This is a genomic window from Mesorhizobium sp. 2RAF21, from assembly GCF_052115345.1.
GTDB classification, from domain to species: Bacteria; Pseudomonadota; Alphaproteobacteria; order Rhizobiales; family Rhizobiaceae; genus Mesorhizobium; species Mesorhizobium terrae.
Map to the genome: position 1 here is coordinate 15779 of NZ_JBFRGM010000007.1, position 21599 is coordinate 37377.

Consider the following 21599-nt stretch of genomic DNA (forward strand, 5'->3'; position numbering starts at 1 on the left):
TATGGAATTCGATCTCCAGCAATCTAGTTTCGGTGTTTCTTCCCAATCGACAGTTCAAGATACTTTGGACGGCGATTGCTAGACATATTCGATCGTCCCCGATCGACTTAATGTCGAAATCTGTTCCCACAACGCTGACTGAACTCTATTCGACTCCAAGTAAAATGGAGACCTTAGGTTATGCCCCCGAAATTCGATGCCCGGTTCGAGCCCGCCTATGGGGTGGCGGTGGAGGTGGCGCCGGGCGTTTTGCGCGTCACTGCCAATAATCCAAGCCCGTTCACTTTCCATGGCACCAATTCCTACATCGTCGGTCGCGACACGTTGGCCGTCATCGATCCCGGGCCGGAGGACGAGGCGCATTTCAAGACATTGGTCGAGGCGATCGCCGGGCGGCCGGTAAGCCATATCTTCGTCAGCCACACACATCGCGATCACTCGCCGCTGGCCACCAGACTGAAGGCCGCGACCGGGGCCGTTGTCTTGGCCGAGGGGCCACACCGCCCGGCCCGGCCACTCAGGATAGGCGAGACCAATCCGCTCGATGCCAGCGCCGACACCGAATTCAGGCCCGACATCGCGCTGCCGGACGATTCCGTCATCACAGGCGACGACTGGGCGATCCGTACAGTTCTGACGCCCGGGCACACCGCCAACCATGCGGCCTTCGCCCTGGAAGGCACCGGCATCCTGTTCTCGGCCGACCATGTCATGGCCTGGGCGACCAGCATCGTGGCGCCGCCCGATGGCGCCATGGCCGACTATATGCGCTCGCTCGACCGCCTGCTGGAGCGGCACGACCGTGTGCTGCTGCCCGGCCATGGCGGACCGGTGACGGCGCCCAAAACCTTCATCCGCGGGCTAAAGGCGCACCGCAAGATGCGCGAGCGCGCGGTGCTGGAACGGCTGAAACAAGGCGACCGCACCATCAAGGCGGTGGTCGAGGCGATTTACCGCGAGACCGATCCCAGACTGCACGGCGCCGCCGGGCTCTCCGTGCTGGCGCATCTGGAAGATTTGGTGGCTCGCGGCCTTGTCGTCACCGAGGGCGCGATTTCTATCGACGGCGTCTATCTGCCGGCATCATAACACCTGTCGGCCCGGCGTCGCTGACAATGCTGCGATCGAAGCAGCGATCGAGCACCGTGCGTCCTCACGGACGCGCAAAGCACGCTCCAGCGCTTTGATTTGGCGCATGATCCTTCCCGAAAACTGCTCCGAATTCCGGGCCATGCGCCAGCCGCCGCTCAGGCCCGCCTCATTCACTGCGCCGCGGTGGCGCCGATCTGGGCGGAAACCTCCTGGTCGAGCTCGGTGAGGAAAGAGGTAATGCGCTGGGCGTTGTCGCCAAGGTCGTGGCGGCCGTAACGCGAGGCGGAACGCATATCGACCAGCGTCGTCTCGCCGTCGGCGGTGATGCGGATCGCCACATCGGAGGGCAGGTCGAGCCCAAGCGAGGTGGCCAGCGCGTTGATGGTTACCTCGATCTGGCCTTCCTGGGGCGCCGGCAGGTCGCCGACGATTGTCCAGCCGCGCCCGTCCAGCACGTTCTCCACCGCGTCGACCGTCTCGTCGAAAGGCAGGTCGTAGCGGTGGCCGGTCACCAGCGGATAGACATCCGCCTGCAGCCGCGCCTCGCCCGGCGTCGGCGCCGACAGCGCGTTCATGGCGGGCGTGCGCGTGCTGACGTCCAGTCGCGGCGGATTGTCGAGATCGGTCGAGATGTCGCGCAATGGCGGATAGGAGGCGATCCGATAGCCGGCATAGCCGTAGGGCGCCAGCACCAGCACCGCCAGCAAGGCGCCGACCGACAGGTTGCGTCCGCCGATGGCGCCATGGCTCCACAGCCTCGCCAGGGCGAAGCCGGCGAACAGTAGGGCAAATGCGGCCAGAATGGCGACCAGCGCCAGCACCCAGAGGAAGCCGCCGGTTTCGACCAAGCCATAATGGTGGCCGACCCAGGCTGTGATCAGCAGCACCGCCGAGAAGGCACCGGTGCGCCTGGACCAGCCAGCCGCCCTTGCCACCTGCCGTTCGGGATATTCCGTCATCGCCACCAGTTTCCCCAGTCCGGTCCGAGGTTTAGAGCGTTTCGGCGCCGGATTGAAGATGAAAGGCGGCAATCCTCTCGCCTTTTCCGGGGAGATCGATTCTCCCCAGGTCGTGGCCTAATCGGTCGGCAGGCGATAGTCGCGGAACTGGGCGCGCAGCGTGCTTTTCTGGATCTTGCCGGTGGCCGTGTGCGGGATCTCGGCGACGAAGGCGACGTCATCGGGCATCCACCATTTGGCGATCTTGCCCTGCATGAAGCCGAGGATCTCGTCCTTCGACAGATCCTTGCCGGGTTTCTTCACCACCACCAGCAGCGGCCGCTCGTCCCATTTGGAATGGCGCACGCCGATCGCCGCCGCCTCGGCGATGTCGGGATGACTGACCGCAAGGTTTTCGAGCTCGATGGTCGAAATCCACTCGCCGCCGGACTTGATGACATCCTTGGCACGGTCGGTGATCTGCATATAGCCGTTGGGATCGATATGAGCGACATCGCCGGTGTCGAACCAACCGTCGGCGTCGAATTGTTCGGTGCCCGCGCCGCCATAATAGGCGCGCGCCACCGCCGGGCCGCGCACCTTCAGTCGGCCGAAGGTCTTGCCGTCCCAGGGATGCTCGTTGTCATTGTCATCAGTCACCTTCATCTCGACGCCGAAAGGCGCGAAACCCTGGGTCTGCTGAATGTCGAGCCGCGCTTCGCCGGTCAGGCCGACATATTCCGGCTTCAGCGAACCCAGCGTGCCCAGCGGGCTCATCTCGGTCATGCCCCAGGCGTGGATGACCTGTACATCGTAGTTTTCCTGGAATTTCTGGGTGATGGCGCGCGGGCAGGCCGAACCGCCGATCACCACCTTGTCGAGATAGGGCAGCTTCTTGCCGGTCTCCTCCAGATATTGCAGCAGCATCAGCCACACCGTCGGCACGGCTGCGGTGAAACTCACCTTTTCGGTGTCGAGCAGTTCATAGATGGAGGCGCCATCCATCTTGCCGCCGGGCATCACCATCTTGGCGCCGATCATCGGGCCAGACTGGCCGAGCCCCCAGGCATTGGCGTGGAACATCGGCACCACCGGCATGATGACGGCGCGTGAAGAGATGCCCATCGCGTCGGGCATGGCCGCGATCATGGCGTGCAGCACATTGGAACGATGGCTGTAGAGGACGCCCTTGGGGTCGCCGGTCGTGCCGGAGGTGTAACACATGCCGGCGGCGGTGTTTTCGTCGAAGCTTGCCCAGCGGAAATCACCATCGGCTTCGGCCAGCCACTCCTCATAGGCCACGACATTGGGCAGCGCCGTTGCCGGCATGTGCGCGCTGTCGGTCAGGACGATCACCTTCTTCAGCGACGTCACCGAACCGGCGATCTTTTCCAGCAGCGGCATGAAGGTGAGGTCGACGAAGATCGCCCTATCCTCGGCGTGATTCATGATCCAGACGAGCTGTTCGGGGAACAGGCGTGGATTGAGCGTGTGATAGACGGCGCCGATGCCCATGATGCCGTACCAGGCCTCGATGTGGCGGGCCGTGTTCCAGGCGAGCGTGGCGATGCGGTCGCCGAGCCGGAAACCGTCGCGATCCAGGCGCTGCGCCACCTTTAGGGCGCGCTGCCTGATCTCGGCATAGGTGGTTCGCACGATCGGCCCCTCGCAGGAGCGCGAAACCACCTCGCGCTTGCCGTGCTGGGTGGCGGCATTGTCCAATATCTTGTGGCAAAGCAGCGGCCATTGCTGCATCAGTCCAAGCATGCGGTTCCTCCTCTTCTGTATTTTTTGCAGCATTGTGGAAGGAACTGCGGGAAAGTCCATAGTGCCGCAAGGTCAGTGGCACACCCCAAAAAGCCCAATACCCGGGCGAATCTGCCTCTACCATTGTCAAGTCGGCCAAAGTCTGCATAGATTTGAGACGGCGGGACGCAATTGGCGAGACGAATGAGGTTCGCATGGACCCGCAAATCGACGATAAAGCCCTGGAATCCGCGCTTGAAGAAAGCCTCGGCGAACTGACGTCGGTGCCCAAGGCGGTCTCCACCGAAGACTTTGCTTCCGTGGTAGATGGCGCGCTTGAAGCCGTCGGCGGAAAACTGCTGTTCAGCATGTGCGTGGCCAACAACGGCACCGACGAGCATGTCGCCGCCGCCTCGGTCGGCGAAGGCGAGAGCCGGCAGTTCCTGCTCTTGTCGCTGCCGACGCAAGGCGGCTCGCTAAAGGTGGAAACCGCATCCAAGAGCGACAACCCGGTGGCCGGCATCGCCGCCGCCTATGCCGGGCTGATGGATGCGTTGAAGGTCGCCGCGTAAGGTCGAGGCCTCTGCCGGCGACAGCGTCGCTGCATTGCTGGTTGGGCCCGCTGCCCTGCCCTATATTGGGCTTGAGCAACGGAGGTGCCTCATGGACCGAAATCCCTCGCCCGGCTTCAAGCGCAATCCCGGCCACACCATCACCGTCAGACCTTATCAGGGTACGGTGACCGTCGGTTTCGCCGGCGCGGTGATTGCGACCTCCGACCGTGCGCAACTTTTGCAAGAAGCGAACTATCCGCCGGTGCTCTACATGCCCTTCGCCGACATCCGCTTCGATGCGCTGACCCCGAGCGACACCTCGACCCATTGTCCCTACAAGGGCGACGCCAGCTACTGGAGCGCCGGCGCTGGCGGCGAAACGTGCAGGGATGTGATGTGGGCCTACCAGGACCCTTATGACGAGATGCTCGCCATCAAGGACAACGGTGCTTTCTATCCCGACCGGGTCGATATCCGGACAAGCGGGGCATAGTCCACCTAGGAGGCTCGCTCGGCTGCGAACCCAGCGATCATGCGGACGCACCGCTTCTTCGGCGCCAACTTCCACCCCGGGCCTGATCCAACTTCGAAAATGGCCAGCAGCAAAAGGTCCTTTTCTTGCGCGACGGTACCGATTCACGGCCGGCGACCTGGCTCTTCCGATAGGTCCGCCGAGGCCCAACCTGACGCGGCATATCCGCCGATACTGGGGCTTCGAACACAGGAATTCCGGGAAAGCATATGCACTACACGCTCCACGCCGCGCCAGGTTCGTGCTCCTTCGCGCCTCACATCGTGCTTGAAGAGATCGGCGGTCCTATTCGCTGGCGCTGATGTCGCCCGGGCATCCTGAAGCCAGAACCGAGGAGTTTCGCCGACTGAACCCGAAGGGGCGTATCCCGGTCCTGCTCGCCGTGAACTTCAACCTCACCGAAGCCCCGGCAATCCTCCTGCATCTTGGCCTCACCAATCCCGACGCGGGGCTATTGGGAAGCGATGCGCCGAGCATCGTCCGCTCGGTCGAGTGGTTCAACTGGCTGTCGAGCGCGGTTCACGCCGTGGCGGTTCGCATGGTCTGGCGACCCGATTTCTTCCTGCCAGACGAGACCCTGTACGAACCCCTGGTCAACAAGGGCAAGGAGCACCTGCTCTCGGCATTCACACTCATCGAAACCAAGCTGATGGACCGGACCTGGGCGGTGGGCGACAGCTACTCCGTCGTCGACCCCTATCTGCTGGTCTTCTACCGGTGGGGAAACCGCATGGCCATCGACATGCGCAACGGCTATCCGGCCTGGACCGCGCATGCCAGCCGCTTGGAAGCACGCGCGGCCGTGCAACGTGCCATGTCCCAGGAAGGGATATCGCTCTGGAAATAGGCCGGGCAGATCCCAAGTGCGAGCGACATACCGGCCTCGCTGATAGCGAGGCAATCTCTGTCCACTAACTCCGCTGCGGCGCGAGGCCATCAAGCAGGAAGTCGAGGCCCTTGCGGAAGGTGCCGTCCCAATCGTCGTCCAACAGCAGGCGGGAGCGTTCGATTGTCGGGTATCGTTCGCCGAGACGTGTCAGGCGCTGCTGCGCGGCGGCCCTGTCGTCGTCCGATGGGCCGAAGCTCGCCCGGGTGATGGTGGCGCCCATCACATAGTTCCAAAGCGACCATATCGCGGCGTTCAAATCCGCGTCCGTCACACCGGCTTTGGACAATGTCCTGCTCAAGAGCTCCAAGCGACCGAGGATATTCGGGCCGAGCGCCCGGCGCGGCAACAGCGACGCCGACCAGGGATGGCGCAGCATGTTCGCGCGCCAGTCTTCGAGCATGTGAGCGACTTCCGCACGCCAATCCCGAGATTCAACGATTTCAGGCGGTCCGCCATAGTCAAGCACCGCGTCGAGCGCCAGATCGAAGACATCCTCCTTGTTGTCGACGTGCCAATACAGGCTCATTACGCCCGAGCCAAGGCGATCGGCCAGCCCACGCATCGTCAATCCGTCCACCCCTGCGGCGTCCAGCAACTCCACCGCCGTCGCCACGATACGCTCGCGCGAAAGCGACGGTTCACCACGCGGCTCCTGCGCCGGCTGAGGCTGCGCACTTGTCCGTGGAGACCGGTTTTTGCGGGCGCCGCTAGGTTTGGCTGACATCCGTCTTCCTCGCTGATCGGAACCTCTGTTTTTGGCAGGCGACGTCAGGAATGTCGATGCCGGACGGTTGACTCGTACGTTGTACCATATAATGACTCGTATAACGTACGAGTCAATCGCGGGACGACGAGGTTGGAGATGAACCAGACCGGCCGCGAGGGCTTATTACGGCAATCCGCGGAGCCAGGGGAAAACCATGTCACGCACAATCAACAATCTGCTTATTGGAGGCCTGATCATCATGACCCTAGGAGTTCCCACAGCCGCGAAGGCGAGCGAGAACGGACGGAAACCGACCATCGTCAATCCGCAAGGTCTCTACGATCCCGCCCCGTTCGGCTACAGCCATGCCGTCGTCGCGCCCGCCGGAAGCCGGGTTGCCTACATCGCTGGCCAGGGCGGAATGGACAGCACCGGCACGCTGTCGCCCGATTTCGCGGTTCAGGTGAAACAGGCCTATACCAATCTGCGCACCGTGCTGGATGGCGTCGGGGCGAAACCGGACCAGGTCATCAAGCTCACGATCTTCGTGGTCGATCACGACATGTCCAAACTTGGCGTGCTGACCCAGAACGTCCAGGAGATGTTCGGCGCGGCGCTGCCGGCGCAGACGCTGGTCCCGGTGCCGAAGCTGGCGCTCGACGGCATGCTGTTCGAGGTGGAAGCCGTGGCCGTACTCGACTAGGCCGAAACTGGCACACTTTTCAATTCCGGAGGCGCCGTCGGCCCGTGCCTCTGAAATTGTAAGCAAACTAGCAGGAAACGGGAGGCGGCCCTCAGTACCCCGCCACGGTTTGCGCGGTGGTGCCGTGCGAGCCTTCGGCCGGCACGTCGGACAATTTGACGAAGGAAAAGCCCTTCGCCTTGAGGTCGAGGATGCCCTTGGCGACACCGTCGCCGGCGGCATGGGTCGGCTGGTTGATGTGAGCGATGACGACATCGCCATCATGCGCGGCGGCGATGCGTTTCTGGGCGGTCGCCGCACCCAGCAGCGAGCCGCCGTCGCCATTCACCGAATAGCCGGCGACGCGCAGGCCGAGTTGGCGGATCTGCGCGATGGCCGAGGGGCTGTAGCGGGCGGTGGCGCCACGGAACCAACGCGGCGCCACGGCACCGGTAGCCTTGATGGCAGCGGCACCGCCTTCCACTTCCGCCTTTACGGCGTCAGGCGAACCGGCAGCCGCGATGCCATAGATACTGGCCGGCCGATCGACCGCCGGCACATGCGTGGCGCCATGATCCTCGATCTCGAACAGGTCCGGATGCGCCTGCATTTCGGCCAGCACGTCCTTGTTGCGCTTCAGCCAGCGGCTGGTGACGAAGATGGTCGCCGGCACGCGGTTGTCGATCAGTGTCGAGAGGATGCGCCGGTCGGTCTTGCCCATGCAGGCATCGAAGGTCAGTGCCACACGCGGCGAAGCCTTGCCGCCCGGCGCGATGCGCAGGGTGGGCTCGACGAGGTCCTGGTCCTTGGCCGAGGCGACTCCCGCCAGAAGCAGGGCCGCCAGGGCAACGCTGGAAAACAGGCGCATCCCGGCTCCCGTTGTTTCGTTTCAACCCGCATTGGCGCCGGAAAGCGGCGATCTCGTGACCTCCGCCACCCGATCAGGCGAAGTTGACCGGCCTTACTTGCCAGCTACCGCCGCCTGCGCCGCCGCCAGCCTGGCGATCGGCACGCGGAAGGGCGAGCAGGAAACGTAGTCCAGCCCGACTTCCTCGCAGAAATGGATCGAGGCCGGGTCGCCGCCATGTTCGCCGCAGATGCCGAGCTTGATCGAAGGCCTTGTACCCCTGCCCTTTTCGGCGGCCATGCGCACCAGTTCGCCGACGCCGTCGCGGTCCAGCGACACGAACGGGTCCTGCTCGATGATACCCTTCTGGCGATAGGTCTCGAGGAAGGATGCGGCGTCGTCGCGGCTGATGCCGAAAGTGGTCTGCGTCAGGTCGTTGGTGCCGAAGGAGAAGAATTCCGCCGTCTCGGCGATGACATGGGCGCGGATCGCCGCGCGCGGCAGTTCGATCATCGTGCCGGTCAGATACTCGATCTTGACACCGGTCTCGGCCATCACCGCCTTGGCCACCTGGTCGATGCGCGTCTTGACGTAGTCCAGCTCCTTCACGATGCCGACCAGTGGCACCATGATTTCGGGCACCACCAGCGCGCCCGCCTTGCGGCCGGCCTCGACGGCCGCCTCGAAGATAGCGCGCGCCTGCATCTCGGCGATCTCAGGATAGGAGACGGCGAGCCGGCAGCCGCGATGACCGAGCATCGGGTTGAACTCGTGCAATGCCTCGGTGCGCTGGCGCAGCTTGTCGGCCGGCACGTTCATGGCGGCGGCGACCTCGGCGATCTCCTCCTCGGTCTTGGGCAGGAACTCGTGCAGCGGCGGGTCGAGCAGGCGAATGGTCACCGGCAGGCCGGCCATGATCTCGAACAGCTCGAGGAAGTCCGAGCGCTGCATCGGCAACAGCTTGGCGAGCGCCGCTCGGCGGTCCTTCTCCGTGTCGGCCAGGATCATCTCGCGCATGGCGATGATGCGGGCACCGTCGAAGAACATGTGCTCGGTGCGGCAAAGACCGATACCCTCGGCGCCGAAGGAGCGCGCCATGCGGGCATCCGCCGGCGTTTCGGCGTTGGTGCGCACCTTCATGCGGCGCGTGGCGTCGGCCCATTCCATGATCGCGGCGAAATCGCCGGACAGTTCGGGCTGCAGCATCGGCACCGAGCCCTTCAACACTTGGCCATTGCCGCCATCGATGGTGATGACGTCACCCTTCTTGAAGGCGGCGCCAAGCGCGATCAGCGTGCCGGTCTTGTGATCGACGCGCAGCGAGCCGGCGCCCGACACGCACGGCTTGCCCATGCCGCGCGCCACCACCGCCGCATGACTGGTCATGCCGCCGCGCGTGGTCAGAATACCCTCGGCGGCGTGCATGCCGTGGATGTCCTCGGGGCTCGTCTCGACACGAACGAGGATGGCCTTGCGGCCCTGCGACTTCAGTTCCTCGGCATCGTCCGACGAGAACACGATCTCGCCGGTCGCCGCCCCCGGCGAGGCCGGCAGGCCGATGCCGATGACATGGCGCTCGGCCTTCGGGTCGATGGTCGGGTGCAGCAACTGGTCGAGCGAAGCCGGATCGATGCGGGCGACCGCCTCTTCCTTCGAGATCAGGCCTTCAGTGGCCATGTCGACGGCGATCTTCAGCGCCGCCTTGGCGGTGCGCTTGCCCGAACGGGTCTGCAGCATCCACAGCTTGCCGCGCTCGATGGTGAATTCGAGGTCCTGCATGTCGCGATAGTGCTTTTCGAGCCGGTTCGAAATGGCGACGAAACTGGCGAAGGCCTCGGGCATCAGCTTCTGCAGCGATGGCTTATCGGAGCCGGCGGCGATGCGGGCGGCCTCGGTGATGTTCTGCGGGGTGCGGATGCCGGCAACGACATCCTCGCCCTGCGCGTTCACCAGGAACTCGCCATAGAGCATCTTGTCGCCGGTGGACGGATTGCGGGTAAAGGCGACGCCGGTGGCCGAAGTCTCGCCCATATTGCCGAACACCATCGCCTGCACGTTGACGGCGGTGCCCCAGCTTTCGGGAATGTCGTGCAGGCGGCGATAGGTGATGGCGCGCGTGTTCATCCAGCTGGAGAACACTGCTCCGACCGCGCCCCACAATTGCTCGCGCGGGTCCTGGGGGAAGGGCCGGCCCAATTCTTCCTCGACCTTGGCCTTGTAGAGGGAAATGACGCCCTGCCATTCCATGGCCGAAAGCTCGGTGTCGAGCTCATAACCGAGACCGGCCTTCTGGTCTTCCAGGATTTCCTCGAAGACCTCGTGGTCGAGGCCCATGACGACGTCGGAATACATCTGGATGAAACGGCGGTAGCTGTCATAGGCAAACCGCGCGTCGCCGGAATCGGCGGCCAGCGCCTCGACCGTCTCGTCGTTCAGGCCGAGATTGAGCACGGTGTCCATCATGCCGGGCATGGACGCGCGGGATCCCGAACGCACCGAAACCAAGAGCAGCTGGCCGGGATCACCGAATTGGCGGCCAGCGATGCGGCCGATATGGCCGAGCGCCTCCTCGACATCGGCTTCGAGTGTCACCGGATAGGCGCGGTCGTTGGCGTAATAATGGGTGCAGGCTTCGGCGGTGATGGTAAAGCCCGGAGGCACCGGCAGCCCCAGGCTGCACATCTCGGCCAGGTTGGCACCCTTGCCACCCAGCAGATTCTTGTCTCCAGCGCGGCCCTCGGCCGCTCCGTCGCCAAAGGTGTAGACCCACTTGGTCATGCTTGCTCCTCAGCCTGTTTGCGCCGCGGGGCCTCGCCCCGGGGTAAGCCTTGCGGCCTGCCTAGGATGCTGCGCTGCGAAAGGCAAGCGCTTGAAACCTTGGCCGGCGCCTACAATCGATTAAGCCATTTTAGGGGTGGGTGATGTGTCTGAAATCGGGCAACCCGACCTATCCACAAGAGTGGCGGGATGCATCGCCGCCGGTTGCTTACGCGGCAAGGCCGCGGAATCAGCGGGCATAACCTCTGCGCCGGCGAAAGGTATCAGCGCCAAAGTACGGGCACGCACTATCTTCATATCGCCAACCGCTTGAATTCTTGTCATTCTCCCCGCGATCGACTAGAACATAGCAAGAACAAGGAAACCATCATGCGGCAGACAGGAAAGCTCGACTATATTGAAATGCCGGCCACCGGCGGCAAGCTGGACAACGTCAAGGCCTTCTACAGCGCCGCGTTCTCGTGGTCGTTCACCGACTATGGCCCGACGTATTCGGCCTTCAGCGAAGGACTGGATGGCGGCTTCGACGCCGATGCCACGGCCGCTGCGGCAAAACCGCTGCCGGTGCTCTATTCGCAGAAGCTGGAAGAGACGCTGAATGCCGTCACCAGCGCTGGCGGCACGATCGTCAAGCCGATCTTTTCTTTTCCGGGCGGCCGGCGTTTCCACTTCACCGACCCGGCCGGCAACGAGCTGGCGGTGTGGGGCGAATAACGTGCGTCTGGCCAGGCGCGGCTCCGCCGCTCAACATGCCGACGATACCCAGCGCACGATCCCTTATCCGAAATCGGAACCGATTTTGGAGCATGCGCCAAGTCGAAGCGACGGAGCTTTTCCTACGCGTCCGAAAGGACGCGCGGTCGCTTAATGTCGATTGTACTTTTGCGCGGCTCTGCCTATAAGGCCGCTCACATCCGATTCAAGCAATCGGATCTTGGGGCGTCGCCAAGCGGTAAGGCATCGGTTTTTGGTACCGACATTCCCAGGTTCGAATCCTGGCGCCCCAGCCAAACTCTCAAGAATGCCTGATTTTCCCGACCTTGGCGGCCCACGAGCTTGCCACGCGCAGCTAATCGCAGCGATCTGGCAAGGTCCGCGCACCTCACCGTCAGCCGTGCCAGACTGTCACTCAACCCACCGCGCCGCGTCTTCGCTTCGCGGCGCCTAGCGCCTCCGGGCTCAAGCCCTTCCCAGCGGTAGCGACAGCGGCGCCATGGCGGAGATGTCGCGGCCTTTGCTGTCTAGTCCGCCGGCTTTGGCGCAGGCAAAATCCTGCAGTTGCTGCAGTTCGTGGATCGCGCCGTCATAGTCGATGAAGGACGGCTTGCCGTTCTCGACCACGCAACGTCCATCGACGAAGACACGCTCGACCGCCCGCTCAGCGGCGCAATGCAGCAGGCTGCGCAGCGGGTCGTAGACCGGGCGCATGGTCGGCGTGTCGAGGTCTATGACAACGAGGTCGGCTTTCGCGCCGACGGCGAGGCGCCCGATGTCGGAGCGCCCGAGCGCGCGCGCGCCAGCGAGCGTCGCGGCATCGAAGACATCGCCGGTCGTGATGTCGAAGACGGACTTGCCCCCCAGCCGCGAACAGATCAGCGCCTGCCGCATTTCCTCCAGCATGTTGAAGGGATAGCTGTCGGTGCCGATGCCGACATTGACGCCGGCGCGGCGATAGGCGCCGAGCGTCTCCAGCGCCATGCCGCTGCGGGCGAAGGTGACCGGGCAATGGGCGACTGAGGTGCCGCGTTCGGCCAGCGTGACGAGATCGTTTTGCGTCCGTTGCCGGGTCCAGGAATGGTGGTCGGCAAAGATGCAATGACCGAGGATGACATCCGAGCCGAGCACGCCGAGGCGGTCGAGATACTGCACAGCGGTCAGTCCGGTGCGGCGTAACAGTTCCTCATGCTCGGCCATGGTCTGGGCGGCATGGACGGTGATCTTCATGCCGCGCTTGCGCGCTTCCTCTGCCGCGTCGACCAGAAGGTCGGTCCGGCAGGTCTCGACCTGCGAGGGCGACACGACGCCGTCAAGCCGGCTGCTCGGATGCGCGCGAGCCCGTTCGGCAAAGTCCAGCGCACGCACGAAGGCGTCGCGGCCGGCCTGGTCGCTCCATTCATAGTCGAGCTTGTGGCTGTCGCGCACAACCCAGCCGGCCTGGCGGAAACCCGGTGCTAGATAAGCCCGCGCACCACTTCTGGCCGCGATGTCGAGCCAGATGTCGTGAGCGCCGGCAATGTCGAGGATGGTGGTGGCGCCCGATCGCATGAGGTCGCCCAGCATGACGGTCAGGCAGGCTGCGCGGGCGTCATCGCCGCCATCGAGGACGCTTGAGAATTCGTACATGGCCTGACCCCAGAGGGCGGCGGTGCCGGCATCCTCGAAAATACTCTTGGCCAGCGGCTCGTCATGCGAATGGCAATGGATGTTAACCAGCCCCGGCATGACCATGCGTGATTTGCCGGACAGTTCGGTGCTGGCCGGCCCTTCGTACCGTCCGCCAACGCAGAGCAGCCCGGCCTCATTGAAGGCAACGTCGCCGCCGCACAGATAGACGTGCCCGTCGCTTGCCGGGTCGTAGCCGACGATGGTCTCCGCATCGCGAATAACGGTAACGCTGTCAGTCATGACCCATCCTGAAATGTTTCTCGAGAAAGCGGCTGTAGCTGCCCATCAGGGCGCTGAAGAGGAAATACACGACGGCGGCGAACAGATAGCCTTCCAGCACGGCGATGCCTTGCCAGTTAGGGTCGCGCAGCGCGGTGCGCACGGTGTTGAGGAAATCGAGCAGGCCGACAATGGTGACCAGCGTCGTGTCCTGGAAGAAGCCGATGAACAGCGAGACCAGCGGCGGGATCACCGTCTTCAATGCCTGGGGGATGACCACCAAGAACGTATATTGCCAATAGTGCAGGCCGAGCGCCTGCGCCGCCTCGGTCTGGCCCTTGGGCAGCGCCTGCAGGCCGGCGCGCACGACCTCTGCGATATAGGCGGCGGCGAACAGGATGATCGCCACTTGCGCCCGCAGCAGCTTGTCGATGGTGACACCCTGCGGCATGAACAGCGGCAGCATCACCGATGCCATGAACAGCACGCTGACCAGCGGCACGCCGCGCACCAGCTCGATGAAGAAAATCGACAGCACACGGATCGCCGGCAGGTTGGAACTGCGGCCCAGCGCCAGCATGACGCCGAGCGGCAGGGCGCAGACCAGGCCGACAAAAGACAGCATGAAGGAGAGCGGCAGACCGCCCCATTGCGAGGTCGGCACCGCAGCCAGCCCGAGCGCGCCGCCAGCCACGAGCAGATAGAGCACTGGCATCAGTACCAACCAGGCGAGAAGCAGCCTGCGGCCCCAGAAGCGCGGCGCGCCCGAAACGGCCAGCGCGCCGAGGAAGATCAACACCGCGACCAGCGGACGCCATTGCTCCTCCATCGGGTAGACACCGAACAGCATGTAACGCAGTTTCGCCGCGAGATAGGGCCAGCAGGCGCCGCTGCCCGCCTTGCAATCGGCAGGCGAGCCGATGAAGACGGCGTTGATGAGCAGCCAGGTCAGCGCCACCTTCAAGGCGAGGCCGATCAGGATCGCGCAGACGACGGTGATCGCCGTATTGCCCGGCGTGCCGAAATAGACCTTCAGCCAGCGCCCGCCGGGGGCCGCCGGCGCCAGCATGGGCTGCGTTGCAAGCGGATCGCTCATGCTCAACGCTCCTTCAACGCAACACGCGCATTGTACCAGTTCATGATGAGCGAGATGGCGATCGACAGCACCAGATAGACCAGCATGAACAGCGCGATCGGCTCGATCGCCTGGCCGGTCTGGTTCATGATGGTGTTCGACACCATCACCAGGTCCGGGTAGCCGATGGCGATCGCCAGCGAGCTGTTCTTGAAGGTGGTGAGGTAGATGTTGGTGAGCGGTGGCACGATCACCCGGAACGCCTGCGGCAGGACGACGAGGCGCATGATACGCCCCTGCGAGAGGCCGAGCGCCGCCGCCGCCTCGCTCTGGCCGCGCCCGATCGACAGGATGCCGCTGCGCACGATTTCGGCGATGCTGGCCGAGGCGCCGAGCGTCAGCCCGATCAGCAGCGCAACGAATTCCGGCTTGAGATGCGAACCGCCGGTCAGGCGGAAGCGGCCAAGCACCGGCGGATCGAAGGTCCAGTCGGCATTGCCGAAGGCGAGAACGCCGGCGAGCGGAATGACGAGAAAAAGCAGCGCCAGCGGCCAGCCCGGCAGCGCCTCGCCGGTGGCGATGCGGGTGCGCCGCACATAAAATTGCCAGGTGATGGCGGCTGCGAAGCCAACGCCCAGCGCCGCCGCGACTTCCCAGAAGCCGGACTTCCAGACCATGGCCGGAACGACGAGACCGCTGTTGGAGATGAAGACGCCCGGCAAAAGCATGACCGCCTGCTTGACCGGCGGCAGCGTGAAGATGATGACCGCATACCAGAGGAAGAGGTAGAGCAGCAGCGGCACGTTGCGCAGCGCTTCGACATAGGCAAGCATCAGCCGCGCCAAAAGCGGGTTCTTCGAAAGCCGAGCCACGCCGACGGCGACGCCGATGATGGTTGCCAATATGGTCGCCAAGAGAGCGACCTTGACCGTGTTGAGGATGCCGACCAGCAGCGCGCGGCCATAGGTATCGGTCGGCTCATAGGCGATCGGCGTATCGCTGATGATGAAACCGGCCTCGCGGCCGAGATAGCCGAAACCGGTCGCGATATCCTGCTTGGACAGGTTGGTGAGCGCGTTGTCGAACAAATACCAGGCGACCGCCAGTACGGCGCCTACACACAGAAGCTGGTAGCTCCATTCGCGAACGCGCTGGTCACGCAGCAATCCTGTCAGCACGGTCGTCACTGAAGCTCCTCCGTCGGGAAACCGCGCGCCGCCACCGCGGCGCGCGCCACCCCCTTTAGCGATAAGGCGGAGAGTAAAGGAGCCCGCCGTGGTTCCACAAAGCGTTGGGTCCGCGGCTGAGACCCAGCGCGGTCTTCTCGCCCAGATTGCGGTCGAAGACCTCGGCATAGTTGCCGACATTCTTGACGATGTTGTAGGCCCATTTCTTGTCGAGGCCGAGCATCGGGCCGAGGTCGTCGGTGACGCCCAGCATGCGCTGGATTTCCGGATCCTGGCTCTTGGCCATCTCATCGACATTGGCCTGGGTGATGCCCTTTTCCTCAGCGGCTGTCAGGGTCCAGAGCGACCACGAGACAATGTCGCGCCAGTTGGAATCGTTCTGCCGCACCGCGGGCGCCAGGGGTTCCTTGGAGATGGTCTCCGGCAGGATGACATAGTCGTTCGGGTTCTTGGAGCCGGCGCGGATCGAGGCAAGGTCGGAACGGTCCGACGACACGGCATCGCAACGGCCGGAGAAGAAGGCATTGTTGTTCTCGTCCGGGCTCTCGAAGACGACCAGCTCGAACTTGCCGTTGTTGGCACGGAAGAAGTCGGCCAGGTTCTGTGCCGTGGTCGTGCCCGGCAAGGTGCAGATCGCGGCATCCTTGAGGTCTTTGGCGCTGGTCACGCCGAGGCTCTTCGACACCATCAGGCCCTGCCCGTCGTAGAAGGCGACCGGCCCGAAATCGATGCCGAGCGAGGCTTCGCGCGAAAAGGTCATCGTGGTCTGGCGCGACAGGATGTCGATCTCGCCGGACTGCAGCGCCTGGAAGCGGGTGTTGATGTTGGTCAGCACGAAATCGACCTTGTTCGGATCGCCGAACACCGCCGAAGCGACCGCGCGGCAGACGTCGACGTCGAAGCCGGCGAACTTGCCCTGCGCATCGGCCAGCGCGAAGCCGGTCGTGCCCATCGAAACACCGCAGATCAGCTTGCCGCGCGCCTTCACGGTTTCCAGCGTGCTGGCCGCCTGAGCGCTGACGGCCGACAGGCCGACTAGAATACCAGCGGCCGCAGCGATCCTGCGGGCTGCCTTGAACGTCACCATGCCATTCCTCCCTTAAAAACGATGCGGCCGGGTCTCTGCCTACGGTTTCGCATCCTGACACACGGCAATTCAACCAAACTGCATACAATCTTGCAATAGAATTTATACAATAATTGTGCGCAATTTAGACCCCACCCTAAAACACCACCCTAAGGGCGTTCAGCCCTCACATTGGCGCCATTTACGGCCCTAAAGCGCGAAACAGGCAACGTTGCCGCCATTTTCACCGCCGATCAGTTCGGGCTGCTCCCGTCGACACTGATCGAAGGCCAATGAACAGCGCGGATTGAAGGCGCAGCCGCGCGGCGGGTCGATCGGGCTCGGCACCTCGCCGGCAAGCGGGTGACGGTCGCGGTTCGGCGCTTCCAGGTCGGGAATCGTATCCAAAAGCAGCTTTGTATAGGGATGCCGCGGATTGGCGAACAAGGTGTCGGCGTCGGCCTCCTCGACGATGCGGCCGAGATACATCACTGCCACCCGGTCCGACATATGGCGCACGACCGAAAGATTGTGGCTGATGAACACGTAAGTGAGCCCGAGTTCCTTCTGCAGGTCGCGCATCAGGTTGAGCACCTGTGCCTGCACCGAAACGTCGAGGGCGGAGGTCGGCTCGTCGCAGACCAGGAATTCCGCCTCGGTGGCCAGCGCCCTGGCAATAGAGATGCGCTGGCGCTGCCCGCCCGAAAAGGCGTGCGGATAGCGGTCGGCGTCGCCGGGCGACAGGCCGACGAGTTGGAGCAGCTCAGCGACACGGGCGTCTACCTCGGCAAGCGTCGCGCGCAGCCGCAAGGTGCGGATCGGCTCGGCGATGATGTCGCCGACACGCCAGCGCGGGTTCAGGCTGGAATATGGGTCCTGGAAGATCATCTGGACACGCAGCGGACCGCTGGCGCCCGCACCGAACCGGACGCTGCCGCGCATCGGCTTGTGCATGCCGACGAGAAGCCGCGCGATGGTTGATTTCCCGCAGCCGGACTCGCCGACGATGCTCAGCGTCTTGCCGCGCGGCACCGAGAATGAGACGCCGTCCACCGCCTTCAGCACCTTGCGTTGCTTGCCTTCGATGACCCGGTTCAGAAATGGCGGCGACACGTCGAACCAGCAGGCGACATCGTCGACCTCGAGCAGTGGAGCCTCATGCGGCATGGGCGACACCTCCCTCGTGCAGCCAGCATGCCGCGGATGTGTGACCGCCGACGACCGGCGCGAGCTCGGGCCGCTCGGCAAGGCACCGCGGCCCGGACTGCGGGCAGCGCGGGTGAAAGGCGCAGCCCGTCGGCATGGCGTGCAGGCGCGGCATGGCGCCATCGATTTGGTTGAGGCGCGCGACCCGTTCGCGCAGGCCGGGGATCGAGTTCATCAGGCCGCGCGTATAGGGATGGGACGGGCGGCGCACCACATCCTCCACCGGGCCGATCTCAGCGATGCGTCCGGCATACATGACCGCCACCCGGTCGGCGGTTTCAGCGATCACGCCCATGTCGTGCGTGACCAGAAGCACGGCGGTGCCATGGTCGCGGCACAGGCGCTTCAACAGCGCGGTGATCTGCGCCTGGATAGACACGTCGAGTGCCGTGGTCGGCTCGTCGGCGACGATCAGGCGCGGGTTCGCGGCAAGTGCCAAGGCGATGACGATGCGCTGGCGCATGCCGCCCGAGAATTGGTGCGGATGATTGTCGATACGCTCCTCGGCGGCCGGAATGCCGACTTCCTTCATCAGGTCGAGCGCCCGTGCCCGCGCCTGCCTGGCCGACAGGCCGAGATGATAGCGGATGGTCTCTGCCAGTTGCTGGCCCACCGTGAACAGCGGGTGCAGGCTGGTCAGCGGGTCCTGGAAGATGGCGCCGATCTTGGCGCCGCGCAGCCGCTGCCGCTCCTTCGGCGGCAGGTTGTCGATGCGGCGACCCTCAAGATGGATTTCGCCGCCGGCCTGATAGCCGGGCGGGTCGAGCAGGCCGATGATGGCCATACCGGTCAGCGACTTGCCCGCGCCGGATTCGCCGACCATGCCGAGGATCTCACCCGCCGCGATGTCGAAGGAAATGCCGCTGGTCGCGACCAGGTTTCCCCGCCGCGTCGGAAATTCGACGCGCAGGTCCTGAACCCTGAGGATCGGCGCTGTCGATGATGCGTTGCGCTCGGTCATGAGGCTGGCCTCGTCACCGGATAGCTGGAGGAGAAGATGTCTCCGACGGGCGGATGTTTCCACGTGCGCTCGGGATAGAGGCCGATCAGCCGGTCGAACTGCGCCTGCGCGCGCCGCTGCGCCTCGGCCGGGTCGAAGCCCGGAATGACGCCGTCCGACATGACGAAACGGCCGTCGATGATGACGGTCGAGACGTCGCGCCCGGCGCCGTTCAACATCATGGTCTGGATCGGATCGATCACCTGGCCGATGCGGTCGTGGCCAAGATCGAAGACGACGATATCGGCCTTGGCGCCCGGCATCAGCCGGCCGAGGTCGGGCCGGCGCAGCGCATCGGCGCCACCGACAGTCGCCGCATCGTAATAGTCTTCCGAACGGACGGTCATCGTCGAGGCGTCGACGACGCGGCACAACATCATGCCCACCTGCATGTTGAGCACCATATCCGGCGGCCAGGTGTCGGTGCCCATGCCGATCCTGAGGCCCATGGCGCGGTAGCGCGCGAAGGATTCGATCGTGCTGCCGTGGCGGGCCGAGACCAGCGGGCAATGGACGACGGTGGCGCCGCCGTCGCGAATGATCTCAAGGTCGTTGCCGGACCTTTCGATGCGGCTCGAGCCCGTGACATAGGTGCCGTGCGGCAGTAGGGCGCGCTCCGACAGAAAGCCGATGCTGGCCAACCATTCGGGCGGCGACATGCCATGCAGCCGCTCGACCGTGTCATATTCCAGCTTCGACTGGCAGCAATGCAGGCGGATCGGCACGTCGAGATCGGCCGCTGCCGCCGCCGATCGCCGCAACAGCTCGGCGGTTGCCGTCTCGATGCGGTCGGGCGCCAGCATGGTGCGCACCAGCCCGTCGGCCATGCCCTCGAAGCGACGGCAAAAGGCGATCGCCTCGTCGAGATTGGCGAGGCCCCGCGCTTCGTCGAAATGGAAATCGATCTTGCCGTCGTCATGGATGAAAGTGTTGCCGGCGCGATAGGCCGGGCCGAGATAGACGCGCAGGCCAAGCGCCTCGGCGCTGTCGGCGGCCGAAGCGAATTCCTCAGTCGTCTCACCCCATTCGCGATAGAACAGCGAGGCGATAGGCAGCGCGGTGGTGATTCCGTTGCGGATCAACTGGGCGAAGGCATAGTGCTTCTGGAAAGCCAGTTCCTGCGGCGTGTACATCTCGTAGGGGCCGCGATCCATATAGGTCTTCGGCCATATCCTGCCCTTCTCCCAAGACGGCTGGTTGTCGAAGCCCAGTATGGTGGTGTCGAGGTCGGCCAGCGCATCGAGATCGATGAAACCCGGACCGATCAGCGCCTGGCCGAAGTCGACGCGTCGCGCCACCTCGCCCTGGTAATCGTGACCGACAAACACGATGCGGTCGCGGTGGAAGACGACCTCGCCATGTTCGAGCAGGTGATGGCGGCTGCCGGCATGGCCGACAACCCAGCGTGCGGTGACCAGCGTCGGCCCGGCTACCTGGCCGGTCGGAACCGGCGAATGCGGCGACGCGCCATTCATCGAGGAAGCGCCGTTCGCGATCATGGCATCGCCACCAAAGCGCGGCCGTCGCGGGCGGTGACGCGACCCTTCTTGACGACGAGCTTGCGCGGCGGATGCGCGGCAACCGCCTCGGCCACGGTTTCCGCATCGACGAGCACGAAATCGGCAGAACAGCCCGGCTTCAGCCCATAATCCTGCAGTGCCATCACGCTCGCCCCGCCATGGGTGCAAACGTCGAGTGCCAGTTGCAGTTCGTCGTCGCGGCGGAAATTGTTGCGCTGGCCGACAAACGTGGCGCGCTCCAGCATGTCGCCGTTGCCATAAGGACCCCAGGTGTCGCGAATACCATCATTGCCGGAACAGACGACAACGCCGGCCTCCAGCAGCCGCTTGACCGGCGGTGCCGGGCGCGAGGACGGTCCGGTCGTCATGATGTGGATGCCGGCCTCCCGCAGGCCGTCGATCAGCGCGCCGACCGCGAGATGGTCTTGCATGCCGAGGCAGAAGGCGTGGCTGAGCGTCACCTTGCCCTGCATGCCGAGCGCCTTGGTGCGCTCCACCGTCAATTCCAAGGCGAAGGCACCCAGTTCGCCGGCCTCGTGCAGATGAATGTCGATAGGGCGGGCGAAACGCTCGGCCAATCCGAACACGATGTCGAGATGCCCCTTCGGATCACGGTCGATGCCCGATGGATCGAGCCCGCCGACGACTTCGGCGCCCATCCTGAGCGCTTCCTCCATCAATTCGACGGTGCCAGGACGCACCAGCACGCCGCTCTGCGGAAAGGCGACGATCTCGATGTCAACGATGTCGCGATATTTCTCGCGGGTCGCCATGACACCCTCGATACCGGCGAGGCCGATATCAGTGTCGACATCGACATGGCTGCGGATATGGGTGGTGCCATGGCCGACCGACAGCACTGCCTGGCGAGCCGATTGTCTGGCCGGGTCGATGCCCAGTTCCTTCTTCATCGCCCGTTCATTGTCGATCTTGTCGATAAGTCGGGGGCCGACCTCGTTGCGGTACCAGCCCATGCCGTAGAGCGTCTTGTCGAGATGGGTGTGCGCCTCGACGAGGCCGGGCAGCATCAGTGCGTTGCCGCCGTCGACGACATCGAGGCTATTGATGTTCGGTGCGGCGTCGACGGGTGCGAAACGCCCGTCCTTCACCAGAACCATGGTCGAGGGCCCGCCATTCGGCCTGACATTGGAAAGCAGAAAATCTCTGGACATGGGGC

General features: G+C 64.2%; 19 protein-coding genes and 1 tRNA gene. 7 read left to right on the forward strand and 13 right to left on the reverse strand.

From position 1 onward, the window contains the following. Window positions 1-180: 180 nt before the first annotated feature. Entirely contained in the window at window positions 181-1089 is a 909-nt protein-coding gene (locus AB4136_RS12650; RefSeq protein ID WP_024925188.1) for an MBL fold metallo-hydrolase, read from the forward strand. Window positions 1090-1262: 173 nt separating this feature from the next. Here the strand turns inward: AB4136_RS12650 and AB4136_RS12655 are convergent, their stop codons facing one another. After that, window positions 1263-2051, reverse strand: coding sequence for a DUF1499 domain-containing protein (locus tag AB4136_RS12655; protein ID WP_024925187.1), 789 nt, complete (start codon window positions 2049-2051; stop codon window positions 1263-1265). A 117-nt stretch (window positions 2052-2168) separates the two neighbouring features. Next, on the reverse strand, window positions 2169-3797 hold the full coding sequence (locus AB4136_RS12660; protein ID WP_024925186.1) for a fatty-acid--CoA ligase: 1629 nt from the start codon (window positions 3795-3797) through the stop codon (window positions 2169-2171). Window positions 3798-3991: 194 nt separating this feature from the next. On the opposite strand from AB4136_RS12660, the gene AB4136_RS12665 reads away from it, so the two are divergent. From AB4136_RS12665 to AB4136_RS12675, 3 genes are all read left to right on the forward strand, one after another. Next, window positions 3992-4348 carry a hypothetical protein gene (locus AB4136_RS12665; RefSeq protein ID WP_024925185.1) on the forward strand — a complete coding sequence of 119 codons (357 nt, stop codon included), beginning with the start codon at window positions 3992-3994 and terminating at the stop codon, window positions 4346-4348. 91 nt (window positions 4349-4439) lie between these two features. Continuing rightward, on the forward strand, window positions 4440-4823 hold the full coding sequence (locus AB4136_RS12670) for a DUF427 domain-containing protein (RefSeq protein WP_024925184.1): 384 nt from the start codon (window positions 4440-4442) through the stop codon (window positions 4821-4823). Between the two features lie 340 nt (window positions 4824-5163). Continuing rightward, window positions 5164-5709 (forward strand): glutathione S-transferase family protein, encoded by a 546-nt coding sequence (locus AB4136_RS12675; protein ID WP_051504852.1) that lies wholly within the window; start codon window positions 5164-5166, stop codon window positions 5707-5709. Between the two features lie 64 nt (window positions 5710-5773). On the opposite strand, the gene AB4136_RS12680 is transcribed toward AB4136_RS12675, so the two are convergent. Further along, on the reverse strand, window positions 5774-6475 hold the full coding sequence (locus AB4136_RS12680; protein WP_024925183.1) for a TetR/AcrR family transcriptional regulator: 702 nt from the start codon (window positions 6473-6475) through the stop codon (window positions 5774-5776). Between the two features lie 196 nt (window positions 6476-6671). Here AB4136_RS12680 and AB4136_RS12685 point away from each other — a divergent pair, with 196 nt between their 5' ends. Next, a complete protein-coding gene (locus AB4136_RS12685) occupies window positions 6672-7160 on the forward strand; it encodes a RidA family protein (protein ID WP_024925182.1) in 489 nt (162 codons plus the stop codon). A 91-nt stretch (window positions 7161-7251) separates the two neighbouring features. Here AB4136_RS12685 and AB4136_RS12690 read toward each other — a convergent pair whose 3' ends face one another. Next, entirely contained in the window at window positions 7252-8007 is a 756-nt protein-coding gene (locus tag AB4136_RS12690; RefSeq protein ID WP_024925181.1) for a polysaccharide deacetylase family protein, read from the reverse strand. A 93-nt stretch (window positions 8008-8100) separates the two neighbouring features. Next, window positions 8101-10764 carry a pyruvate, phosphate dikinase gene (gene ppdK, locus AB4136_RS12695; protein WP_024925180.1) on the reverse strand — a complete coding sequence of 888 codons (2664 nt, stop codon included), beginning with the start codon at window positions 10762-10764 and terminating at the stop codon, window positions 8101-8103. Between the two features lie 369 nt (window positions 10765-11133). Between ppdK and AB4136_RS12700 the strand changes: the two genes are divergently transcribed. Beyond that, window positions 11134-11478, forward strand: a complete 345-nt coding sequence (locus AB4136_RS12700) for a VOC family protein (RefSeq protein WP_024925179.1) — start codon at window positions 11134-11136, stop codon at window positions 11476-11478. 221 nt (window positions 11479-11699) lie between these two features. Continuing rightward, window positions 11700-11774: transfer RNA gene (locus AB4136_RS12705), tRNA-Gln, on the forward strand. Between the two features lie 169 nt (window positions 11775-11943). On the opposite strand, the gene AB4136_RS12710 is transcribed toward AB4136_RS12705, so the two are convergent. The 8 genes from AB4136_RS12710 to AB4136_RS12745 form a co-directional block, all read right to left on the reverse strand. Continuing rightward, entirely contained in the window at window positions 11944-13389 is a 1446-nt protein-coding gene (locus tag AB4136_RS12710; protein WP_024925178.1) for an amidohydrolase family protein, read from the reverse strand. Further along, the gene (locus AB4136_RS12715) at window positions 13382-14464 is read right to left on the reverse strand and encodes an amino acid ABC transporter permease (RefSeq protein ID WP_024925177.1); all 1083 of its coding nucleotides are present in this window, start codon (window positions 14462-14464) and stop codon (window positions 13382-13384) included. Before AB4136_RS12715 ends, AB4136_RS12710 begins: the two co-directional genes overlap by 8 nt. Before the next feature lie 2 nt (window positions 14465-14466). Then, a complete protein-coding gene (locus AB4136_RS12720) occupies window positions 14467-15630 on the reverse strand; it encodes an amino acid ABC transporter permease (RefSeq protein WP_024925176.1) in 1164 nt (387 codons plus the stop codon). A gap of 55 nt (window positions 15631-15685) precedes the next feature. Further along, entirely contained in the window at window positions 15686-16717 is a 1032-nt protein-coding gene (locus AB4136_RS12725; protein ID WP_024925175.1) for an amino acid ABC transporter substrate-binding protein, read from the reverse strand. 189 nt (window positions 16718-16906) lie between these two features. Further along, a complete protein-coding gene (locus tag AB4136_RS12730; RefSeq protein ID WP_024925174.1) occupies window positions 16907-17863 on the reverse strand; it encodes an ABC transporter ATP-binding protein in 957 nt (318 codons plus the stop codon). Beyond that, window positions 17853-18863 (reverse strand): ABC transporter ATP-binding protein, encoded by a 1011-nt coding sequence (locus AB4136_RS12735; RefSeq protein WP_024925173.1) that lies wholly within the window; start codon window positions 18861-18863, stop codon window positions 17853-17855. The genes AB4136_RS12730 and AB4136_RS12735 overlap by 11 nt, the downstream gene beginning before the upstream one ends. Beyond that, window positions 18860-20377 carry an amidohydrolase family protein gene (locus AB4136_RS12740; RefSeq protein ID WP_036254914.1) on the reverse strand — a complete coding sequence of 506 codons (1518 nt, stop codon included), beginning with the start codon at window positions 20375-20377 and terminating at the stop codon, window positions 18860-18862. The genes AB4136_RS12735 and AB4136_RS12740 overlap by 4 nt, the downstream gene beginning before the upstream one ends. A 20-nt stretch (window positions 20378-20397) precedes the next feature. Then, on the reverse strand, window positions 20398-21594 hold the full coding sequence (locus tag AB4136_RS12745; protein ID WP_024925171.1) for an amidohydrolase family protein: 1197 nt from the start codon (window positions 21592-21594) through the stop codon (window positions 20398-20400). Between the last annotated feature and the right edge of the window lie 5 nt (window positions 21595-21599).